The 18,560-nt window shown below is 71.1% G+C and carries 18 protein-coding genes and 1 riboswitch; of the genes, 10 read left to right on the forward strand and 8 right to left on the reverse strand.

From position 1 onward, the window contains the following. The 3 genes from HTZ82_RS19950 to HTZ82_RS19960 form a co-directional block, all read right to left on the reverse strand. Nucleotides 1–908, reverse strand: a 908-nt coding sequence (locus HTZ82_RS19950) for a 1-phosphofructokinase family hexose kinase (RefSeq protein ID WP_175410789.1), incomplete at its 3' end; no start/stop codon positions are given. Nucleotides 909–1,058: 150 nt separating this feature from the next. Beyond that, nucleotides 1,059–2,219, reverse strand: coding sequence for an N-acetylglucosamine-6-phosphate deacetylase (gene nagA, locus HTZ82_RS19955; RefSeq protein WP_175410790.1), 1,161 nt, complete (start codon nucleotides 2,217–2,219; stop codon nucleotides 1,059–1,061). Next, nucleotides 2,219–3,238, reverse strand: a complete 1,020-nt coding sequence (locus HTZ82_RS19960) for an ROK family protein (RefSeq protein ID WP_175410791.1) — start codon at nucleotides 3,236–3,238, stop codon at nucleotides 2,219–2,221. Before HTZ82_RS19960 ends, nagA begins: the two co-directional genes overlap by 1 nt. Nucleotides 3,239–3,431: 193 nt before the next feature. Between HTZ82_RS19960 and HTZ82_RS19965 the strand changes: the two genes are divergently transcribed. The 3 genes from HTZ82_RS19965 (at nucleotide 3,432) to otsB (ending at nucleotide 5,989) form a co-directional block, all read left to right on the forward strand. Next, a complete protein-coding gene (locus HTZ82_RS19965; RefSeq protein ID WP_175410792.1) occupies nucleotides 3,432–4,703 on the forward strand; it encodes an extracellular solute-binding protein in 1,272 nt (423 codons plus the stop codon). A 66-nt stretch (nucleotides 4,704–4,769) separates the two neighbouring features. Continuing rightward, complete coding sequence (locus HTZ82_RS19970; RefSeq protein ID WP_175410793.1) at nucleotides 4,770–5,057, forward strand: DUF3263 domain-containing protein; 288 nt, start codon at nucleotides 4,770–4,772, stop codon at nucleotides 5,055–5,057. A gap of 38 nt (nucleotides 5,058–5,095) precedes the next feature. After that, a complete protein-coding gene (gene otsB / locus HTZ82_RS19975) occupies nucleotides 5,096–5,989 on the forward strand; it encodes a trehalose-phosphatase (RefSeq protein ID WP_175410794.1) in 894 nt (297 codons plus the stop codon). 109 nt (nucleotides 5,990–6,098) lie between these two features. On the opposite strand, the gene HTZ82_RS19980 is transcribed toward otsB, so the two are convergent. Then, on the reverse strand, nucleotides 6,099–7,487 hold the full coding sequence (locus HTZ82_RS19980) for a trehalose-6-phosphate synthase (protein WP_175410795.1): 1,389 nt from the start codon (nucleotides 7,485–7,487) through the stop codon (nucleotides 6,099–6,101). 56 nt (nucleotides 7,488–7,543) lie between these two features. Further along, nucleotides 7,544–8,548 (reverse strand): glucosyl-3-phosphoglycerate synthase, encoded by a 1,005-nt coding sequence (locus tag HTZ82_RS19985; RefSeq protein WP_175410796.1) that lies wholly within the window; start codon nucleotides 8,546–8,548, stop codon nucleotides 7,544–7,546. A gap of 140 nt (nucleotides 8,549–8,688) precedes the next feature. Then, nucleotides 8,689–8,844: riboswitch (SAM riboswitch) on the forward strand. Between the two features lie 18 nt (nucleotides 8,845–8,862). Here HTZ82_RS19985 and thrC point away from each other — a divergent pair. The 6 genes from thrC to HTZ82_RS20015 all read left to right on the forward strand — a co-directional run bounded on the left by thrC (nucleotide 8,863) and on the right by HTZ82_RS20015 (nucleotide 16,161). After that, nucleotides 8,863–10,176, forward strand: coding sequence for a threonine synthase (thrC, locus tag HTZ82_RS19990; RefSeq protein ID WP_175410797.1), 1,314 nt, complete (start codon nucleotides 8,863–8,865; stop codon nucleotides 10,174–10,176). A gap of 37 nt (nucleotides 10,177–10,213) precedes the next feature. Beyond that, a complete protein-coding gene (locus tag HTZ82_RS19995) occupies nucleotides 10,214–10,492 on the forward strand; it encodes a MoaD/ThiS family protein (RefSeq protein WP_175410798.1) in 279 nt (92 codons plus the stop codon). A 442-nt stretch (nucleotides 10,493–10,934) separates the two neighbouring features. Continuing rightward, nucleotides 10,935–11,138: a cold-shock protein gene (locus tag HTZ82_RS20000; RefSeq protein WP_005315736.1), complete on the forward strand. Its 204-nt coding sequence runs from the start codon at nucleotides 10,935–10,937 to the stop codon at nucleotides 11,136–11,138. 299 nt (nucleotides 11,139–11,437) lie between these two features. Then, nucleotides 11,438–13,060: a chaperonin GroEL gene (groL, locus tag HTZ82_RS20005; protein ID WP_175410799.1), complete on the forward strand. Its 1,623-nt coding sequence runs from the start codon at nucleotides 11,438–11,440 to the stop codon at nucleotides 13,058–13,060. 236 nt (nucleotides 13,061–13,296) lie between these two features. Next, nucleotides 13,297–14,748, forward strand: a complete 1,452-nt coding sequence (locus tag HTZ82_RS20010; protein WP_175410800.1) for a sodium:alanine symporter family protein — start codon at nucleotides 13,297–13,299, stop codon at nucleotides 14,746–14,748. 168 nt (nucleotides 14,749–14,916) lie between these two features. After that, nucleotides 14,917–16,161 (forward strand): S8 family peptidase, encoded by a 1,245-nt coding sequence (locus HTZ82_RS20015; RefSeq protein WP_175410801.1) that lies wholly within the window; start codon nucleotides 14,917–14,919, stop codon nucleotides 16,159–16,161. Nucleotides 16,162–16,224: 63 nt separating this feature from the next. Here the strand turns inward: HTZ82_RS20015 and HTZ82_RS20020 are convergent, their stop codons facing one another. Together HTZ82_RS20020 and HTZ82_RS20025 are read right to left on the reverse strand one after the other, a co-directional pair. After that, nucleotides 16,225–16,413, reverse strand: a complete 189-nt coding sequence (locus HTZ82_RS20020; RefSeq protein WP_175410802.1) for a DUF397 domain-containing protein — start codon at nucleotides 16,411–16,413, stop codon at nucleotides 16,225–16,227. Further along, nucleotides 16,394–17,236 carry a helix-turn-helix transcriptional regulator gene (locus tag HTZ82_RS20025; protein ID WP_175410803.1) on the reverse strand — a complete coding sequence of 281 codons (843 nt, stop codon included), beginning with the start codon at nucleotides 17,234–17,236 and terminating at the stop codon, nucleotides 16,394–16,396. The genes HTZ82_RS20020 and HTZ82_RS20025 overlap by 20 nt, the downstream gene beginning before the upstream one ends. 117 nt (nucleotides 17,237–17,353) lie before the next feature. On the opposite strand from HTZ82_RS20025, the gene HTZ82_RS20030 reads away from it, so the two are divergent. Beyond that, complete coding sequence (locus HTZ82_RS20030; RefSeq protein ID WP_175410804.1) at nucleotides 17,354–17,572, forward strand: hypothetical protein; 219 nt, start codon at nucleotides 17,354–17,356, stop codon at nucleotides 17,570–17,572. On the opposite strand, the gene HTZ82_RS20035 is transcribed toward HTZ82_RS20030, so the two are convergent. Continuing rightward, on the reverse strand, nucleotides 17,569–18,369 hold the full coding sequence (locus tag HTZ82_RS20035) for a DUF4239 domain-containing protein (protein WP_175410805.1): 801 nt from the start codon (nucleotides 18,367–18,369) through the stop codon (nucleotides 17,569–17,571). The two genes, HTZ82_RS20030 and HTZ82_RS20035, sit on opposite strands and share 4 nt — an antisense overlap. Nucleotides 18,370–18,560: the final 191 nt, after the last annotated feature.

The raw sequence follows: 18,560 nt of genomic DNA on the forward strand, positions 1-18,560 counted from the left end.
TCCGTCACCGTGACGCGCGTCAAGAGCTCCTCGTAGCGGGCCGCGTCGAATTCGCCTGCCGTGGGGGACAGGACCGTGGCCGTCGCCAGGGCTGTGGCGCGGGTGAGGCGGGTGGGCCAGGGGTGGTTCTCCACAAGGGCCGACAGGAGGCCCGCCACCGCGGAGTCGCCGGCGCCTGTGGGGTTGCCCCGTACCGGGGCGGGTGGGGCGGCCTGCCAGGTGCCGTCCGGGGTGACCGCCAGGAGGCCGTCCGGGCCCAGGGACGTGACGACCGCGTGGGCGCCGCGGCGGCGGGCGTCGCGGGTGGCGCGGAGGGGGTCGCGGGTGCCGGTCAGCGCGGCGAGTTCCGCCGTGTTGGGCTTCACGATGTCGGGGCGGGCGGCGATGCCGCGGCGGAGCGGTTCGCCGCTGGTGTCGAGGAGGACCGGGACGCCGGCCGCGCGGGCCCGGCGTACCAGTTCCCCGTAGGCCCCGACGTGGATGCCCGGCGGCAGGCTGCCGCACAGGGCCACCGCCGACGCGGAGGGGAGCAGTTCCTCGTACGTGGCGACGAAGCGCGTCCATTCCTCGGCGGTCACCTGCGGGCCCGGTTCGTTGAGCTGCGTCGTGTCGCCCGTCGACGCGTCCACGATCGCCAGCGTGCGGCGCGTCGCGCCCGCGACCGGGACCAGGGCGTCCCGTACCGGCAGCGGCGTGAGCAGGCCGCGTACGACGTCGCCCGTCGGCCCGCCCGCGAAACCCGTCACGACGGCCTCGTGGCCGAGCGCCGCCAGGACGCGTGCCACGTTGACGCCCTTGCCGCCGGGCCGCTCGGCCACGTGCGTGACGCGGTGCGAGGCGTGCGGGGTGAGCGCGGGCACCGTGTAGGTGACGTCGAGCGCGGTGTTGAGCGTGACCGTGAGGATCAACGGTTCCAACACCCCCGGGGGTCAGGGGCCGGAGCGATGGTGTCGTTCGGGTGTCCGGCCCGGAAAATTCACGGTCCACGATCATGCCAAACGGAAAGGCGGTCGGCCCAGTCCCCTGGCCGACCGCCTTGCACCGTATCCGCCGGGAAATCAGCCCACTTGGGGATCGATCACCCATGTGCCGTGGCGCATGACCCCCTTGAGGATGAACTCGTCGTCGAGGACGACCAGGTCGGCGTTCTTTCCGGGTTCGAGCGAGCCGATCCGGTCGTACAGGCCGAGCAGCTTCGCCGGGTTGGCCGAGATGGCCTGGACGATCGCCTCGACGGGCAGCCGGTCCACCGTCGCCGCCCGCCGGAACGCGGTGTCCAGCGTGAGCGTCGACCCCGCGATGGAACCGCCCTCCACCAGCCGCGCCACGCCGTCCTTGACCTCCACCTCCAGCGGCCCGAGGTGGTACACGCCGTCGCCGAAGCCCGCCGCGTCCATGGCGTCCGTGATGAACGCGACCCGCCCCGCGCCCGCGTGATGGAACGCCAGCTCCAGGGCGGCGGGGTGCAGATGCGTACCGTCGTTGATCAGCTCGACCGTGATCCGCTCGTCCTCCAGGAGCGCGGGGATCGGCCCGGGCGCGCGGTGGTTCAGCGCGGGCATCGCGTTGAACAGGTGGGTCGCGACGGTCGCGCCCGCGTCGATGGCCTCGACGGTCTGCTCGTACGTGGCGTCGGTGTGCCCGATCGCGGCGATCACGCCGTGCTCGGCGAGCAGCCGTACGGAGTCGATTCCGCCGGGCAGCTCGGTCGCGAGCGTGACCATACGGGCGTGACCGCGGCCCGCGTCGATCAGCTTCCGCACCTCGGCCGGGTCCGGGTCGCGCAGCAGCGCCTCGCTGTGGGCGCCCTTGCGGCACGGTGAGATGAACGGGCCCTCGAAGTGGATGCCCGCGATGTCGCCCTGCTCGGCCAGTTCCGACAGCTCGCCGGCGCGGTGGGCGAGGAAGTCCATGTCGCCGGTGACGGTGGAGGCCACGAGGGTGGTCGTGCCGTGCAGGCGGTGCGTGTGGATGCCCCGCAGGACCTCCTCCACGCTGCCGGAGGTGAAGGAGGCGCCGCCGCCGCCGTGGTTGTGGAGGTCGACGAAGCCGGGGACCACCCAGTGGCCGGTGAGGTCGACGGCGGGCGCGTCGGCGGGGACGTGCGCCCCGTCGGTGAGCCTGGCGCCCTCGACGGTCAGCCGCGCGCCGTCGGCGATCCCGGTCGGCAGCACCACACGGGCGCCGGCGAGGACCTTGAGGTCGGCGTGATCGGCCATCAGGCGTTACCTTCCGAATCGTCGGCGACGTGCGGGGCTGCGGGACCGGGCGTGGGCGCGGTCGCGTGCGCGTGTGCGTGTGTGCGTGTGCGTGCGTTCGTCGTGGCGACGAGGTCCCACGCGAGGAGGCCCGCGCCCAGGCAGCCGGCGGTGTCCCCGAGGGCGGCGGGGACGACGGCGGGGAGCTTCTGGAACGTGACCCGCCGCTCGACCGCCGCGCGGAGGGGTGTGAACAACGTTTCCCCCGCCTCGGCCAGCCCGCCACCGATGATGAGGGCCCGCGGGTCCAGCAGGGTGAGTGCGGTGACCAGCCCGTCGGCGAGCGCGTCCACCGCGTCCTGCCACACCCGCACGGCCGCGGGGTCGCCCGACTCCACGGCCTTGGCGCAGTCCGCGGCGTCCGCGTCGGGGTCGCCGCTCGCCTCGGCCCACGCGCGGCTCACGGCGGCGGCCGAGGCGACGGTCTCCAGGCAGCCGCGCTGCCCGCACCCGCAGGCGGGTCCGTCGGGGCGTACGACGACATGGCCGATCTCGCCCGCGTACCCGTGCGCGCCCGCCTCGATGGCGCCGCCGATGCCGATGGCGCCCGCGATACCGGTGCCGAGCGGTACGAACAGGAACCGGTCGGCGCCCTTGCCCGCACCGATCCGCCCTTCGGCGAGCCCGCCGGTGCGGACGTCGTGCCCCAGGGCGACGGGCAGCCCGCCGAGCCGCTCGCTCAGCAGGGCGCGCAGCGGGACGTCCCGCCAGCCGAGGTTCGCGGAGTACGCGGCGATGCCGTGGTCGGGGTCGACGATGCCGGGCACGGCGACCCCGGCGGCCGAGGCCCGTACGCCGTACCGCTCATCGCCGACGGCGAGCAGGTCGGCGGCGAAGCCGAGGATCGACGCGACGACGGCGTCGGGCCCGCGCTCGCGGCCCGTGGCGCGCCGCGCCTCGTACAGCAGTGCCCCGTCCGCCCCGACCAGGGCGGCTTTCATCCCGGTGCCGCCCACATCGAGGGCGATGACGTGTTCCACGGGAAACAGTGTCGCCCGAGCGACCCGAAAGGTCTAGTCCACTTGTGAGGATTGTTGCCCGTCCATACAAATCGGTGACGGCCGGACGGGTGAACGCCGCGGGCCGATGCGGTGAACCCCAGTGGTGTAGACCTAGGTGTAGACCTCATATCCTTCGCTGAGCACTGTTGAGTACGCAGAGGGTGGTAGGGCTGTGCAGCGCCGCTACAAGGGACTGACCGCGGCCGTGGCCGCACTGGGTATCGCGGCGACGTTGTCGGGATGCGGGGCCGACGGCGGTTCCGGGGACGTCACCCTCAAGATCGTCGCCGCCGACTACGGCAGCAACGACGACAACACGTCCAAGAAGTACTGGGACGACCTGGCCCGCGCGTACGAGCGCGAGACGCCCGGTGTGAAGATCGACGTCACCGTCCTGTCCTGGAAGGACGTCGACCGCGAGGTCGCGGAGATGGTCGAGCGCGGCGAAGCCCCCGACCTCGCCCAGATCGGCGCCTACGCCGACTACGCCCGGGCCGGCAAGCTGTACCCGGTCGACACGCTCGTCTCCGTACCCACACAGGCCAACTTCCTGCCGCGGCTCCGGCAGGCCGGCGAGGTGGACCGTACGCAGTACGGCATGCCGTTCGGGGCCAGCACGCGGCTGATGTTCTACAACGAGGACCTGTTCGACAAGGCGGGCGTCGCCGCGCCGCCGAAGACCTGGGACGACCTCCAGGCGGCCGCGCGGAAGCTGAAGGCGAAGGACGTGAAGTACCCCTTCGCGCTGCCGCTGGGCTCCGAGGAGTCGCAGGCGGAGACCATGATGTGGCTGCTCAGCGGAGGCGGCGGCTACCGCGACGTCACCAGCACCGCGTACCAGATCGAGTCGCCCGCCAACGTCGAGACGCTGACCTGGCTGAAGAAGAACCTCGTGGGGGAGGGCCTCACCGGGCCGGTCGTGCCCGGGGACCTCGACCGGCAGGAGGCGTTCGACGCCTTCGTGAAGGGCGAGGTCGGCATGCTCAACGGCCACCCGACGCTGATGGAGACGGCCGAGAAGGCCGGCGTGAAGGTCGGCAAGGTGCCGCTGCCCGGCATCGACGGCGAGGCCCAGGCCACGCTGGGCGTCGCCGACTGGATGATGGCGTTCCAGCAGAACGGCCACCGCAAGGAGATCGGCAAGTTCCTCGACTTCGTGTACGAGGACAAGAACGTGCTGGACTTCTCCGACCGGTACGACCTGCTGCCCGTGACCGTCACCGCCAGCGACAGCATGGAGGCGGACAAGAAGCACGCGGCGCTGCGGCCGTTCCTGGAACAGCTCCAGGGGTCGGAGCTGTACCCGGTGGGCGAGAAGTCGTGGGCGAGGGTCAGCGAGAGCGTGAAGAAGAACATCGGCCAGGCCGTCGCCCCGAACGGTGACCCGCGGGCGGTGCTGGAGACCATCGCCGGGGACGCGCGGGCGGCGGAGGCGGCGGAGTAGCCGCGGAGCAGTGGTGCACCCCGGCTTGTGCCGGCGGTGTCGGCGGGGTGCCTTAAGTTTGCTGATATGACCGCTGCCGCTGCCGCCGCCGACGACGACGAAGCGGGCCCGGGCCCCGACCCCCGCGCCCGCCCGCTCAGTGACCGTGAGCGCGCTGTCCTGGCGATGGAGCGCCGCTCCTGGCCGGGCCCGGGCGCCAAGGAGCGCGCCATCCGCGAGCAGCTCGACATGTCGCCGGTCCGCTACTACCAGCTCCTCAACGCCCTCCTCGACGACCGGCGGGCCGCCGAGCACGACCCGGTGACGGTGAACCGCCTGCGCCGACTGCGCGCGGACCGGGAGGGCCGTCGCTGAAGGTGTGCCCGGTCGGTGTTCTGGATAGATACGCACACATGTCCACGGACAACGAAACGGGAAGCCTCCCCCGCCCGCGCACGACGGCAGGGCGTGACGGCCTGGCCGAGATCCTGGCCCGCCCCGGGAAGGCGGTCGTCGCGGTCGACTTCGACGGCACGCTCGCCCCGATCGTGGCCGACCCGGAACAGGCCCGCGCCCACCCCGGTGCCGTACCGGCGCTCGCCGCGCTGGCCCCGCGCGTCGCGTCCGTCGCCGTGGTGACGGGCCGCCCCGCCGAGGTCGCCGTACGGTACGGCGGCTTCGCCGGGGTCCCGGGCCTGGACCGCCTGGTCGTCCTGGGCCACTACGGCGCCGAACGCTGGAGCGCCGCCACCGGCGAGATCACGGCGGCACCGGAACATCCGGGCATCGCGGCGGTACGCCGGGAACTCCCGGCGGTCCTGGCGGCAGCCGGGGGATGGGCCGGCGTCTGGACCGAGGAGAAGGGCCGCGCGGTCGCCGTCCACACCCGCCGCGCCACGGACCCGCAACGCGCCTTCGACGCCCTGACCGCGCCGCTCACCGCCCTGGCCACGCACCACGGCCTCGTCCTGGAACCCGGCCGCCTGGTCCTGGAACTCCGGCCCCCGGGCATGGACAAGGGGAAAGCCCTGCTGACGCATGTTCGCGAGGTGTCGGCCGGGTCCGTCCTCTACGCGGGGGACGACCTCGGCGACCTTCCGGCCTTCGCGGCCGTCGAGAAGCTCCGTGCGTCGGGCACGCCCGGGCTGCTGCTCTGCAGCGGCAGCGACGAGGTCCAGGAACTCGCCACCCGCTCGGACCTGACGCTCCCGGGCCCGGAGGCGGTGGTCGCCTTCCTGGGCGCCCTGGCCCGGGCAATCGGGGGCTCTGCCCCCGAACCCCCGCTCCTCAAGCGCCGGAGGGGCTGATTTCCAGCCCGTCTGGGGGTACCCCCTGCTCGAAGAGCTTGGGGGAGCGATATGGGGGTCTGGGGGCGGAGCCCCCAGTTTCGGGAAGGGGCGGGATAGGGGACAGAGCTCAGCCCCCCACCGCCCGCAGCGCCCCCAGCTGCTCCAGGAACCATCGCGCCGGTGGCAGCGCCGTCGCCGCCGCGGTCAGGCGCTTCGTGCGTTCCGCGCGTTCCGCCGCCGGCATGGTCAGGGCCTCGTGCAGCGCGGCGGCCGTGCCCGTCACGTCGTACGGGTTCACCGTCACCGCGTCCTCGCCCAGCTCCTCGTACGCCCCCGCCTCCCGCGACAGGACCAGGGCGCAGCCCGCGTCCGAGACGACCGGGACCTCCTTGGCGACCAGGTTCATGCCGTCGCGGATGGGGTTGACCAGGGCCACGTCCGCCAGGCGGTACGCGGCCAGCGAGCGGGCGAAGTCGTCCTTCACGTGGAGCAGCACCGGCGTCCAGTCGGAGGTGCCGTACTCCTCGTTGATGTCGGACGCCAGGCGGGCCACCTCCGCCGTGTACGACCGGTACACCAGCAGGTCCTGGCGTGAGGGGTACGCGAAGGCGATGTGGACCACCCGTTCGCGCCACTCGGGCCGGCCCGCCAGCAGCTCCCGGAACGCCAGCAGGCCCCGCACGATGTTCTTCGACAGTTCCGTGCGGTCGACCCGGATGATGGTCTTCCGCGTCCCGTCGCCGCCGATCTGGTCCCGGAGCAGTGCCATGCGCTCCTCCACGTCCGGCTCCCGCGACCGCGCCCGCAGGAAGTCGGCGTCCGCGCCCAGCCCGTGCACGCCCAGCTCCGTCGTGCCCGTACCGCCGAGCACGCGCGCGCAGCACGCCGCGAACGCGTCCGCCCAGCGGTGCGTGAGGAAGCCCAGGCGGTCCGCGCCCAGCATGCCCCGCAGCAGTTCGGCGGCCACGTCGTCCGGCAGCATGCCGAAGTAGTCCGGCGGCGCCCAGGGCGTGTGGGAGAAGTGGCCGATGCGCAGGTCGGGGCGGAGTGCGCGCAGCATGCCCGGCGCCAGCGCCAGGTGGTAGTCCTGGATCAGGACCGCCGCGCCCGGCGCCGCCTCCGCCGCCAGGGCCTCGGCGAACGCCCGGTTGTACGCGCGGTACCCCTCCCAGTCGCGGCGGAAGCCCGCGTCGAACACCGGCTCCAGCGGCGTCTGGTACAGCATGTGGTGCACGAACCACAGCACCGAGTTCGCGATGCCGTTGTACGCCGCGTCCTGCACCTCGGACGGGATGTCCAGCATCCGGACGCCGGGCTCGCCGACGCCGCGCCGCACCGCCTCGCGGTCACCCTCGCCCAGCGCCGCGCACACCCACACCGCGCCCGCGTCGGGACCGATCGCGGAGAGACCCGACACCAGGCCGCCCCCGCCCCGCCGCGCCTCCAGCGTGCCGTCCTCGCGCAGCCCGTAACTCACCGGACCGCGATTCGATGCCACCAGGATGTCGGAGACCATGTGGCCAACCTAGCCCCAACAAGAAACGCTCAAACGTACGGAAATCAAGCCAGCGATCAGGCGACGTGGCGCTTTCGCGCGTACTCCGCGACCTCCACCATCGGCGGCCGCTCCTCCGTGTCCACCGGGTGCGTGCGCGGCTCGAAGCCCGCCTCGCCCCGGTCGAACTGGGTCAGCCGCGGCCGCACCAGGTGCCCGCGCGACAGCCGTAGCTGCGCCGTCCGGTAGATGGCCGCCGCCATCCGGCCGAGCGCCCGGTCGTCCTGGTGCCGGTGCAGCCGCACGCCCACGTCTACCTGGGCCAGCGCGTCGAGCCCCACCAGGTGCAGCGCGTCCACCAGCAGGCCGAGCTCCACCCCGTACCCGACCGGGAACGGCAGCCGTTCCAGCAGCGAGCGCCGCGCCGCGTACTCCCCGCCCAGCGGCTGCACGAAGCCCGCGAGCTGCGGCCAGTGCAGGTTCAGCAGCGGCCGCGCCACCAGCTCCGTCACCCGCCCGCCCTGGCCACCGCCCGGACCGGCCCCCAGCTCAGCCCCCAGCTCCCCGCCCGGCCCCGCGCCCGGACCCGTGCTCAGCGGGCGGTCGTACATCGCCTTCACGAACGCGACGTCCGGCTCCGTGAGCAGCGGGCCCACGATCCCCGTCACGAAGTCCGCGCGGAACTCCCGCAGGTCCGCGTCCACGAAGCACACCACGTCCCCGCCTGTGACCAGCAGGGACCGCCACAGCACCTCGCCCTTGCCCGGTACGGCGGGTATGCGCGGCAGCACCGCGTCGCGCGCCACCACCCGCGCGCCGGCCGCCGCGGCCACCTCCGCCGTACGGTCCGTGGAGCCCGAGTCGAGGACCACCAGCTCGTCGACGAGCGGCACCGCGTCGGACATCAGCTCCCGCCGGATCACCGCGACGATCTCCCCGACCGTCGCCTCCTCGTTCAGCGCGGGCAGGACGACGCTCACCGTCGTCCCGTGCGCCCGCTTCGCGGCGAGCAGCTGGTCGATCGGCCGGTCGGCCACGCTCCAGGACCGCCGGTCCAGCCAGCGCTCCACCTCTTCCAGCACCCGCGCCACTCCCTTTGTGATCCATCTCGCGGTTCGGACGCCTATCTCAGACATCCACCCCTTCGGTTACAGTCTTGAACAACGCGCGAGGCGACCGCATGCCGGGGTGCATGACGGAGCCCGCGCCGACAATCGAATACCGCTCATCCAGAGGGGCAGAGGGAAACGGCCCGATGAAGCCCCGGCAACCCTCCAGCCGGCACTCGCACGCAGCATGCGCATTCACCGCGAGGCCCCGGCTAGGGAAGGTGCCAAATCCGTCTCATGGCGAAACGCGCCAGTGAGAAAGATGAGGAGAAAGGGCCTCGCCTCCCATGGCTGTGCAGACCACCACACCCACCAGCACCACCACCGGCGCCACCGCTGAGACCTCCGTCGACCTCGGGCCCGCCTCCGCCCTCTCGTGCCGCGAATGCGGCGAGCGCTTCCCGCTCGGCCCGATCTTCGCCTGCGACCAGTGTTTCGGCCCCCTCGAAATCGCGTACGACCTGCCGCTCGGCGACCCGGAGTCGCTGCGCAAGCGCATCGAGGCCGGCCCCGCGAACATCTGGCGGTACGCCCCGCTCCTCCCCGTCCCGGCCGACGTCGCGGACAAGCCGAACCTCAACCCCGGCTGGACCAAGCTCGTCCAGGCCGACAAGCTGGCCGGCGAGCTGGGCGTCGAGCCCGGCAAGCTGTTCGTCAAGGACGACTCGGGCAACCCCACCCACTCCTTCAAGGACCGCGTGGTCGCCCAGGCCCTGGAGGCCGCGCGCGCCTTCGGCTTCACCACCCTGTCCTGCTCCTCCACCGGCAACCTGGCCGGCGCCGTCGGCGCCGCCGCCGCCCGCGCCGGCTTCCGCTCCTGCGTGTTCATCCCGCACGACCTGGAGCAGGGCAAGGTCGTCATGGCCGCCGTCTACGGCGGCGACCTCGTCGGCATCGAGGGCACGTACGACGACGTCAACCGCTTCTGCAGCGAGCTCATCGGGGACCCGCTCGGCGAGGGCTGGGGCTTCGTCAACGTCAACCTCCGCCCGTACTACGCCGAGGGCTCCAAGACGCTCGCGTACGAGATCTGCGAGCAGCTCGGCTGGCGCCTGCCCGACCAGCTCGTCGTGCCGATCGCCTCCGGCTCCCAGCTCACGAAGATCGACAAGGGTCTCCAGGAGCTCGTCAAGCTGGGCCTCGTCGAGGACAGGCCGTACAAGATCTTCGGCGCCCAGGCCGAGGGCTGCTCCCCGGTGTCCGCCGCCTTCAAGGCAGGCCACGACGTCGTACGGCCCCAGAAGCCGAACACCATCGCCAAGTCGCTGGCCATCGGCAACCCCGCCGACGGCCCGTACGTCCTGGACATCGCCCGCCGCACCGGCGGCGCCGTCGAGGACGTGAACGACGAGCAGGTCGTGGACGCCATCAAGCTGCTGGCCCGCACCGAGGGCATCTTCGCGGAGACCGCCGGCGGAGTGACGGTGGGTGTGACCCGCAAGCTCATCGAGAACGGTCTCATCGACCCGTCCCTCACCACCGTCGTCCTCAACACCGGTGACGGTCTGAAGACCCTCGACGCCGTCGCCCCGACGACCGGCCCGACCGCCACCATCCGCCCGAGCCTGGACGCGTTCCGCGACGCCGGCCTCGCCCACTGACCGACCGAGCCTGAGCACCCTCCGGGAGACACCACACATGAGCGTCAACGTCCGCATCCCCACCATCCTGCGCACCTACACCGGCGGCCAGGCCGAGGTCCCGGCGGAGGGCGCGACCCTCGCCGAGGTCATCGAGTCCCTTGAGAAGAGCCACCCGGGCATCGCGGCCCGCGTCCTCGACGACCAGGGCCGGCTCCGCCGCTTCGTGAACGTGTACGTCAACGACGACGACGTCCGCTTCGAGGGCGGGCTCGCCACGGCGACGCCGGACGGCGCGGGCGTCTCGATCATCCCCGCCGTCGCCGGAGGCTGCTGACCGTTCGGCAGCTCCGCTCGGCAACTCCGCCCGGCAACTCCGATTGCCCCCTCCGCACGCGTATCGCGAGAAAGCGGAGGGGGCAATTCTGCATGGTTGAGCGCGGTAGAGTTGGGGAAGCCCCCGTCGCCGCCTGTGCCGCCCGCATATGAGAATGCGCCCGGCCACGACAAGATGAAGCCAAAATGACCCCGCATATTGCGGCTTTTGTGCGCCTTGTCCGGCCCGACTTGCCCGGGCTTACTGCCATTTCAGCCAGTTTTTCCGATCGCCGGTGCTCGGATTTCTCGTCCGATTGACCTGTTGCAGAGGGCAGTTGGGCAGATACATTCAGCCGCGGTCGACGCGTTCCGGCGCACGCTCACACCTGTCAGTGGGCGAGGTCTGACCCGGGTCCGCGAAGTGCGGTCCTGTGCAAGGGCCAGTAATAGGGGAGTTAGGCATGGCTCAGGGCACCGTCAAGTGGTTCAACGCGGAGAAGGGGTACGGCTTCATCGCGGTCGACGGTGGTGCGGATGTTTTCGTCCACTACAGCGCGATCCAGATGGATGGCTACCGCACCCTTGAGGAGGGCCAGCGGGTCGAGTTCGAGATCTCGCAGGGTCAGAAGGGTCCGCAGGCGGACATGGTCAAGCTCGCGGTCTGAGTGCGGCGCGTTCCGGCCAACGGCAACTGAACGAAGGGCTCGTATCCCGGCATGGGGTGCGAGCCCTTCGCCCTGCCCGGCCCAGCCCCGGCGCGGGACGCCATGGGCGCTTGCACTCTCATGGGTCGAGTGCTAATCATTGGCGTTAGCACTCTGCGAGTGAGAGTGACAACGAAGGACCTCGTCGGTGAGGCCCGCAGGCCGGGTGGGGCAAGGAACCACACGGCAGGCAGGCCGTCCGTCGCGGGCGCCAGCGCGGTCCGGAGGCAATCCACCCCAGTCCGGGAGGACCACTTCACATGGCCAAGATCATCGCGTTCGACGAGGAGGCACGGCGCGGTCTCGAGCGCGGGATGAACCAGCTCGCCGACGCCGTCAAGGTCACCCTTGGCCCCAAGGGCCGGAACGTCGTCCTCGAGAAGAAGTGGGGCGCCCCCACGATCACCAACGATGGTGTCTCCATCGCCAAGGAGATCGAGCTCGAGGACCCGTACGAGAAGATCGGCGCCGAGCTGGTCAAGGAAGTCGCCAAGAAGACGGACGACGTCGCCGGTGACGGTACGACCACGGCGACCGTCCTCGCCCAGGCGCTCGTCCGCGAGGGCCTGCGCAACGTCGCCGCCGGCGCCAACCCGATGGCTCTGAAGCGCGGCATCGAGAAGGCCGTCGAGGCCGTCTCCGGCGCGCTCCTGGAGCAGGCGAAGGACGTCGAGACCAAGGAGCAGATCGCGTCCACCGCGTCGATCTCCGCCGCCGACACGCAGATCGGTGAGCTCATCGCCGAGGCGATGGACAAGGTCGGCAAGGAAGGCGTCATCACCGTCGAGGAGTCGAACACCTTCGGTCTGGAGCTTGAGCTCACCGAGGGCATGCGCTTCGACAAGGGCTACATCTCGGCGTACTTCGCGACCGACATGGAGCGCATGGAGGCGGTCCTGGAGGACCCCTACATCCTCATCGTCAACTCCAAGATCTCCGCGGTGAAGGACCTCCTCCCGCTCCTCGAGAAGGTCATGCAGTCCGGCAAGCCGCTGCTGATCATCGCCGAGGACGTCGAGGGCGAGGCCCTGTCCACGCTGGTCGTCAACAAGATCCGCGGCACCTTCAAGTCCGTCGCCGTCAAGGCCCCGGGCTTCGGCGACCGCCGCAAGGCCATGCTCGGCGACATCGCCATCCTCACCGGTGGCCAGGTCATCTCCGAGGAGGTCGGCCTCAAGCTGGAGAACGCCGGTCTCGACCTGCTCGGCCGCGCCCGCAAGGTCGTCATCACCAAGGACGAGACGACCATCGTCGACGGTGCCGGTGACAGCGACCAGGTCCAGGGCCGCGTCAACCAGATCCGCGCCGAGATCGAGAACTCCGACTCGGACTACGACCGCGAGAAGCTCCAGGAGCGCCTCGCGAAGCTGGCCGGCGGCGTGGCCGTCATCAAGGCCGGCGCCGCCACCGAGGTGGAGCTCAAGGAGCGCAAGCACCGCATCGAGGACGCGGTGCGCAACGCCAAGGCCGCCGTCGAGGAGGGCATCGTCGCCGGTGGTGGCGTGGCCCTGCTCCAGGCGTCCCAGGTCTTCGAGAAGCTGGAGCTCGACGGCGACGAGGCCACCGGTGCCGCCGCCGTGAAGGCTGCCCTGGAGGCCCCGCTCAAGCAGATCGCCGTCAACGCCGGCCTCGAGGGCGGCGTCGTGGTGGAGAAGGTGCGCAACCTGACCCCGGGCCACGGCCTGAACGCCGCGACCGGCGAGTACGTCGACCTGATCGCCGAGGGCATCATCGACCCGGCCAAGGTGACGCGCTCCGCGCTGCAGAACGCCGCGTCGATCGCCGCGCTGTTCCTGACCACCGAGGCCGTCATCGCCGACAAGCCGGAGAAGGCCGCCGCGGCCGCTCCGGGCGGCATGCCGGGCGGTGACATGGACTTCTGATCCGCTCGCGGATCGGCCCGTCCTGACGTCAGGACCGAGGGCGGCACCCCCTGATCACGGGGGGTGCCGCCCTCGGCCGCGTTACGTGTCCTGGTGATGCGTCCTGGTGATGCGTCCTGCGGGTGTGACTTTTTACGTAATGCCTGCTTGGCGGCTGTATGTGAGGATGGCCCGGGCCCTGGCACACCCCTGCCCGCAGGCCCTGCCCCCCGCAGTAGACCCCCACAAGGATCCACGTGCAAAGCCTCGACACCCTGATCGTCGACATCAACGACGTCTTCTGGACGTATCTGCTCATCCCGGTCGTCGTGCTCGCGGGCCTCTGGTTCACCCTGCGGTCCAAGGGTGTGCAGCTCCGGCTGCTGCCGGAGATGTTCCGCGTCCTGAAGGAGCCGGCGCCCGCGCGCGGGGAGGGCGGCCGCAAGCCGGTCTCGTCGTTCGGCGCGTTCACCATCTCCGCCGCCGCCCGGGTCGGCACCGGCAACATCGCGGGTGTCGCCGGCGCGATCACGCTGGGCGGCGCGGGCGCGGTGTTCTGGATGTGGGTCATGGCGCTGGTCGGCGCCGCGTCCGCGTTCGTCGAGTCGACGCTGGCCCAGCTCTACAAGGTGCGCGACCCGGACGGCACGTACCGGGGCGGCCCGGCGTACTACATGAAGCGCGCGCTCGGTAAGCCGTGGCTGGGCTTCGTCTTCGCGGTGACGATCACCGTGACGTTCGGTTTCGTGTTCAACGCGGTGCAGTCCAACACGATCATCGCCGTCGCGGGCGGTTCGCTGGGCGACACGGCGGACGCGAGCTGGTTCGCGCCGGTGGTCGGCGCCGGTGTGGCGCTGCTGCTCGGCCTGGTGATCTTCGGCGGTGTGCGCCGTATCGCGTCGGTGACGCAGCTCCTGGTGCCGTTCATGGCGATCGTGTACCTGGTGCTGGGCGCCGTGGTGGTCCTGATGAACGTCAGCGACATCCCGCGCGTGTTCGCGGACATCGTGGGCGGCGCGTTCGGCTTCCGCGAGGTCGCGGGCGGCGCGGTGGGCGCGGCGATCCAGAACGGCATCCGCCGCGGCATGTTCTCCAACGAGGCCGGCCTGGGTTCCGCGCCCAACGCGGGCGCGACCGCCGAGGTGTCCCACCCGGTCAAGCAGGGCCTGGTCCAGTCGCTGGGCGTCTTCTTCGACACGCTGCTGATCTGCTCGATGACGGCGTTCATCATCCTGACGACGAACCCGGCGCTGGCCGGCCGCCAGGGCGCCGACCTGACGCAGTCCGCCCTCCAGTCGACCCTGGGCGGCTGGGCCGGGCACGTCCTCACGGCCGTCGTCTTCATGCTGTGCTTCTCGACGCTGATCGGTAACTACTACTACGGCGAGTCGAACATCGAGTACATGACGAACCGCCGCTGGGTCCTGCCCGCGTACCGGACGCTGGTCCTGGTGACGGTGTTCCTCGGCGCGCTCGGCACCGTGAGCGTGGTGTGGAACCTCGCGGACGTGTTCATGGGCTTCATGGTGCTGGTGAACATGGCGGCGATCATCCCGCTGTCGGTCATCGCGTTCCGCCTGATGGACGACTACGTGAAGCAGCGCCGCGCGGGCCTGGACCCGGTCTTCACCAAGGACCGCGTGCCCGGCCTGCGGAACGTCGAGTGCTGGGATGCCGAGCCGGCAACCGCACGGGACCGCGTGGCCTGACGGCCGCGCCGCACGCTGCGAGGGCGGTGGCCCCCGGGCTCTCCGGGGCCCACCGCCATCGGGGCGTTCGTGCATCTGGGTTGATCTGCGAAAAACGTTCGAAACGCCGTGTCCGGTCGTTCAGGATGAACGTTTCCGCATGGTGCTCTCAGCTCCATGCACAGACGCATGAGACACGCCTTCGTGGCTGCCGTCACGGCTGCCCTGGCGTTCACCGCACCCCTGTACGCCACAGCCTCCGCATCGGCCGCCGGGTCGGCCGCCGCGTCGGAGCCGACGCGGTCCGGCGAACGCACCGGACCCGCGCCGCTGCGCCTCTCCGCACACCCCGTCCCCGGCCAGTACATCGTCACGACCAAGCCCACGGCGGACGTCACCGCTGCCGCCGCCGACGTCGGCGTGAAGCCCCTGTTCACCTTCGAGAAGGTGATGCGCGGCTTCGCCGCCAAGCTCACGGACGCCCAGCTCGCCAAGGTCCGGGCCCTGCCGAACGTGGTGTCGGTGGAGCAGGACGGCGAGGTCAACATGATCGGCGCCGCCCCGGCGGCCGGGGCGGCGGGCAAGGCCGTGGCACCCGCCGCGTCCTGGGGGCTCGACCGGATCGACCAGCGCTACATGCCGCTGAACAACAGCTTCTCCGTCCGCGCCACCGGCAAGGGCGCCAACGCCTACATCCTCGACACCGGCATCGACTACCACCACGCCGAGTTCGGCGGGCGCGCCGTCCCCGGCTTCGACGCCTTCCCCCTGGAGTTCCGCAACGGCGCCGACTGCCAGGGCCACGGCACCCATGTCGCGGGCACGGTCGGCGGCGCGACGTACGGGGTGGCCCGGCAGGCCAACCTCATCAGCGTCCGCGTACTCGACTGCCAGGGCAAGGGCAGCAACGCCGGGGTCATCGCCGGCATCGAGTGGGCGGCGGCGCACGCCTCCCTGTACCGGAGCACGCCGGCCGTCCTCAACGCCTCCCTCGGCAGCGACAGGTCCGACGCCGTCAACGCCGCCGTCAACGCCCTCTCCGACCTGGGCGTCCTGCCCGTCGTCGCGGCGGGCAACTCGTCGGCCGACGCGTGCGGCGTGTCACCGGCCTCCGCCGAGCGGGTCGTGACGGTCGGCGCGTCCGACTGGACCGACGCCGAGACCAGCTTCTCGAACTACGGCACGTGCCTGGAGCTCTACGCCCCCGGCGCCGCCATCGAGTCGGCCCGCCTCGGCGGCGGCTCCGTCGCCCTGAACGGCACGTCCATGGCCGCCCCGCACGTCGCCGGGGTGGCGCTGCTCCACCGTACGGCCAACCCCGCCGCGAGCTCGTCGCAGGCCGCGGGCTGGCTGGACGCCGTCTCCACGAGGGGTGTCCTGAGCGGGCTCTCGGAGGGCTCCCCGAACAAGCTCCTCTACACCAGCGGCCTCTGAGCAGGCGGCAGCAACACCAGCAGGCCGGTGCGATCCGTCGCACCGGCCTGCTGCGTCTTGCTGCTACGGCTGCTTCAGGTAGCCCACGAACGCGCCCCAGGCGGCAGCCCGGAACACGAGCTTCGGGCCGTGGGGGTCCTTGGAGTCACGGACGGGGACGATGCCGGGGTGCTCGTCGCTCACTTCGAGGCAGTCACCGCCGCTGCCGTCGCTGAAGCTGGACTTGCGCCACTCAAGGACTTTGATCTCCATGCGCGTAATCCTCTGCCACTGATTCGATCAGGGCCAGGGAATCTTTGGGCGACAGTGCGCTGGCCCCGAGGAAATCGTAAGCCAGTTCGTGGCGCCTGACGGTGACCGGTTCGTCATCCAACAGCCCCGTACCCGGGCCTTGCAGATAGACCATCGGGGGCGCGTCATCGAAGTACATCAGCTTGATGGCGCCACCCATGGCCGCGTGCGCGCCCTGCTGGAACGGCACCACCTGGATGATGATCCGGTGGCGCCGGATCATCTGCGCGATGTGTCGCAGAGCCTCCGCCATGACAGCCGGGCCGCCGACCACCCGGCGGATCACCGCCTCGTCGAGGATGGCCCAGAACAGCGGCGTTGTTGGGTCGTCCAGGAGCGTGGCCCGCGCCATGCGTGCCTCGACGCGCTCCTCGATCACATCGTCGACGGCTGTTGGGTCGTACGCGCGGCACACCGCACGCGCGTAGCCCGGCGTCTGGAGCATCCCGGGGATCAGGAGGGGGGCGTACTCCCTGATGGCAGACGCCAGTGCCTCGGCCTCCGCCGCCTCCGCGAAGTGGTCCGGGTATCTCGACTTCCCCGCCGCCTCGCAGTTGCGCTCGAAGAAGCCGTTGGTGCCCAGCAGTTCGTCCAGTTGGACGGCCATCTTGTGCTGTATGCGGCGCGTACCCGCTTCGAGCTGGCCGATGAAGGAACCGCTGACGAAGAGGGGCGCGCCCAGCGCTTCCTGGCTGAGGCCGGCGTTCTCGCGCGCGTGGCGGAGTTCCGCGCCGAGGAGCGCTCTGGGAGACGAGGACGGATCAAGATGCTTCGGACCGGGCACAGTGCAACTCCCGTTAGCCAGATGGGGTTGTTGGGATGCCGACTCTGTTCAGGCTAGCGACTCACCGACCACGCTGTGTAGAGAACGCGAATACTCAGAGTGCGGAGGTGCGTGGTCATGACGGGGCGCGGGGTAGAGCGGCTGCGGACGGCGGAGGAGGCGGTCGAGAAGCTGCGGGGGGAACTCCTGAAAGTGGGCATCGTCCTGCCGTCGCTGGGCATCGACGTGGTGACCGTCGCCAGCGAGGTGCCGTTTCCGCTGGTCGAGCTGGGGCGCTGCAACCTCGACACGGCGCAGCGGCTGGCGGCGGCGCTGGAGGGGGCGCGTCCTCGCTAGGGTCCGGGACCCGGGGCGGGGACCGCGGCGGTGGGGAAGTAGCGGGTGAAGGGTTGCGGGCCGACGCCCGCCACGTCTCCGAAGGGGCGGGAGAGTTCGTTGATGAGGAACAAGAGGAAGACGGTCAGGGCCACCATGCCCATCGCCATGACGAGCTGACTGGGGCTGCGCCCGATGCCGAAGAAGAAGAGGATGCAGACCGACAGGACGGCCCCGAGCACCATGCCCGCCCACAGCACGGGCGACAGCGTCTCCTGCCCCTCGTGCTCACGGCCGCGCCGCGACTCGTCGAGGATGCTGAGCTGGGCCAGCATTTCGAGGGCCGTGACCTGCTGGGCGGGTGTCGCGTCGGGTGGTGCGGCCGAGGCGGCGCGGATCTGGCGGACAAGATCCCAGCCGGGTTCGCCGAGGTTCTGACGGTCGTTCATGCGGGGCCACTCGGTCCGGACGACCTCGGTCGCGTACTCCTGGGCGGCCGTGTTGATACGGCGGCGCTGGTCTTCGGGGAAGCCGTCGGCGAGGACGGTGATCTGGTGCAGGGCACCGGCCTCTTTGGAGGCGTGGGTCTCGGCGCTCTCGCGGACGTCCCACACGGTGACGAGGGCGAGACCGAGCAGCATCGCGTACAGCAGGGCGATCATCATCGACATGTACTCGGCCACTTCCTCCTTGTTCTCCTCGTTGTCGTCGTCGCCTTCGGCGGAGGAGGGGCGGAAGTGGTGCCAGAGGAGGACGACGCCGGCCGCGACGAGGGCGGCGAGAAGCCCGAGCCCGAGCATTTCGGCTACTTGCTTCATCGGGGCAGGACCTCCCTCGATGTCGTTCCGTCACAGGCGGCGGGCCGCTACCGCGACCACGACCGCGGCGGGGAGGAAGAGGAGGAGCAGGAAGAAGGCGGGAGGCAGTTCGTCGTCGCGGTCGGGGGTGGCGCGGACGCGGGCGGAGAGGAGCGCTTCGCCGTCGGGGGGTTGTTGGGCGGGGGGTCGTT

The organism is Streptomyces sp. TRM64462 (assembly GCF_013362995.1).
GTDB lineage: Bacteria > Actinomycetota > Actinomycetes > Streptomycetales > Streptomycetaceae > Streptomyces.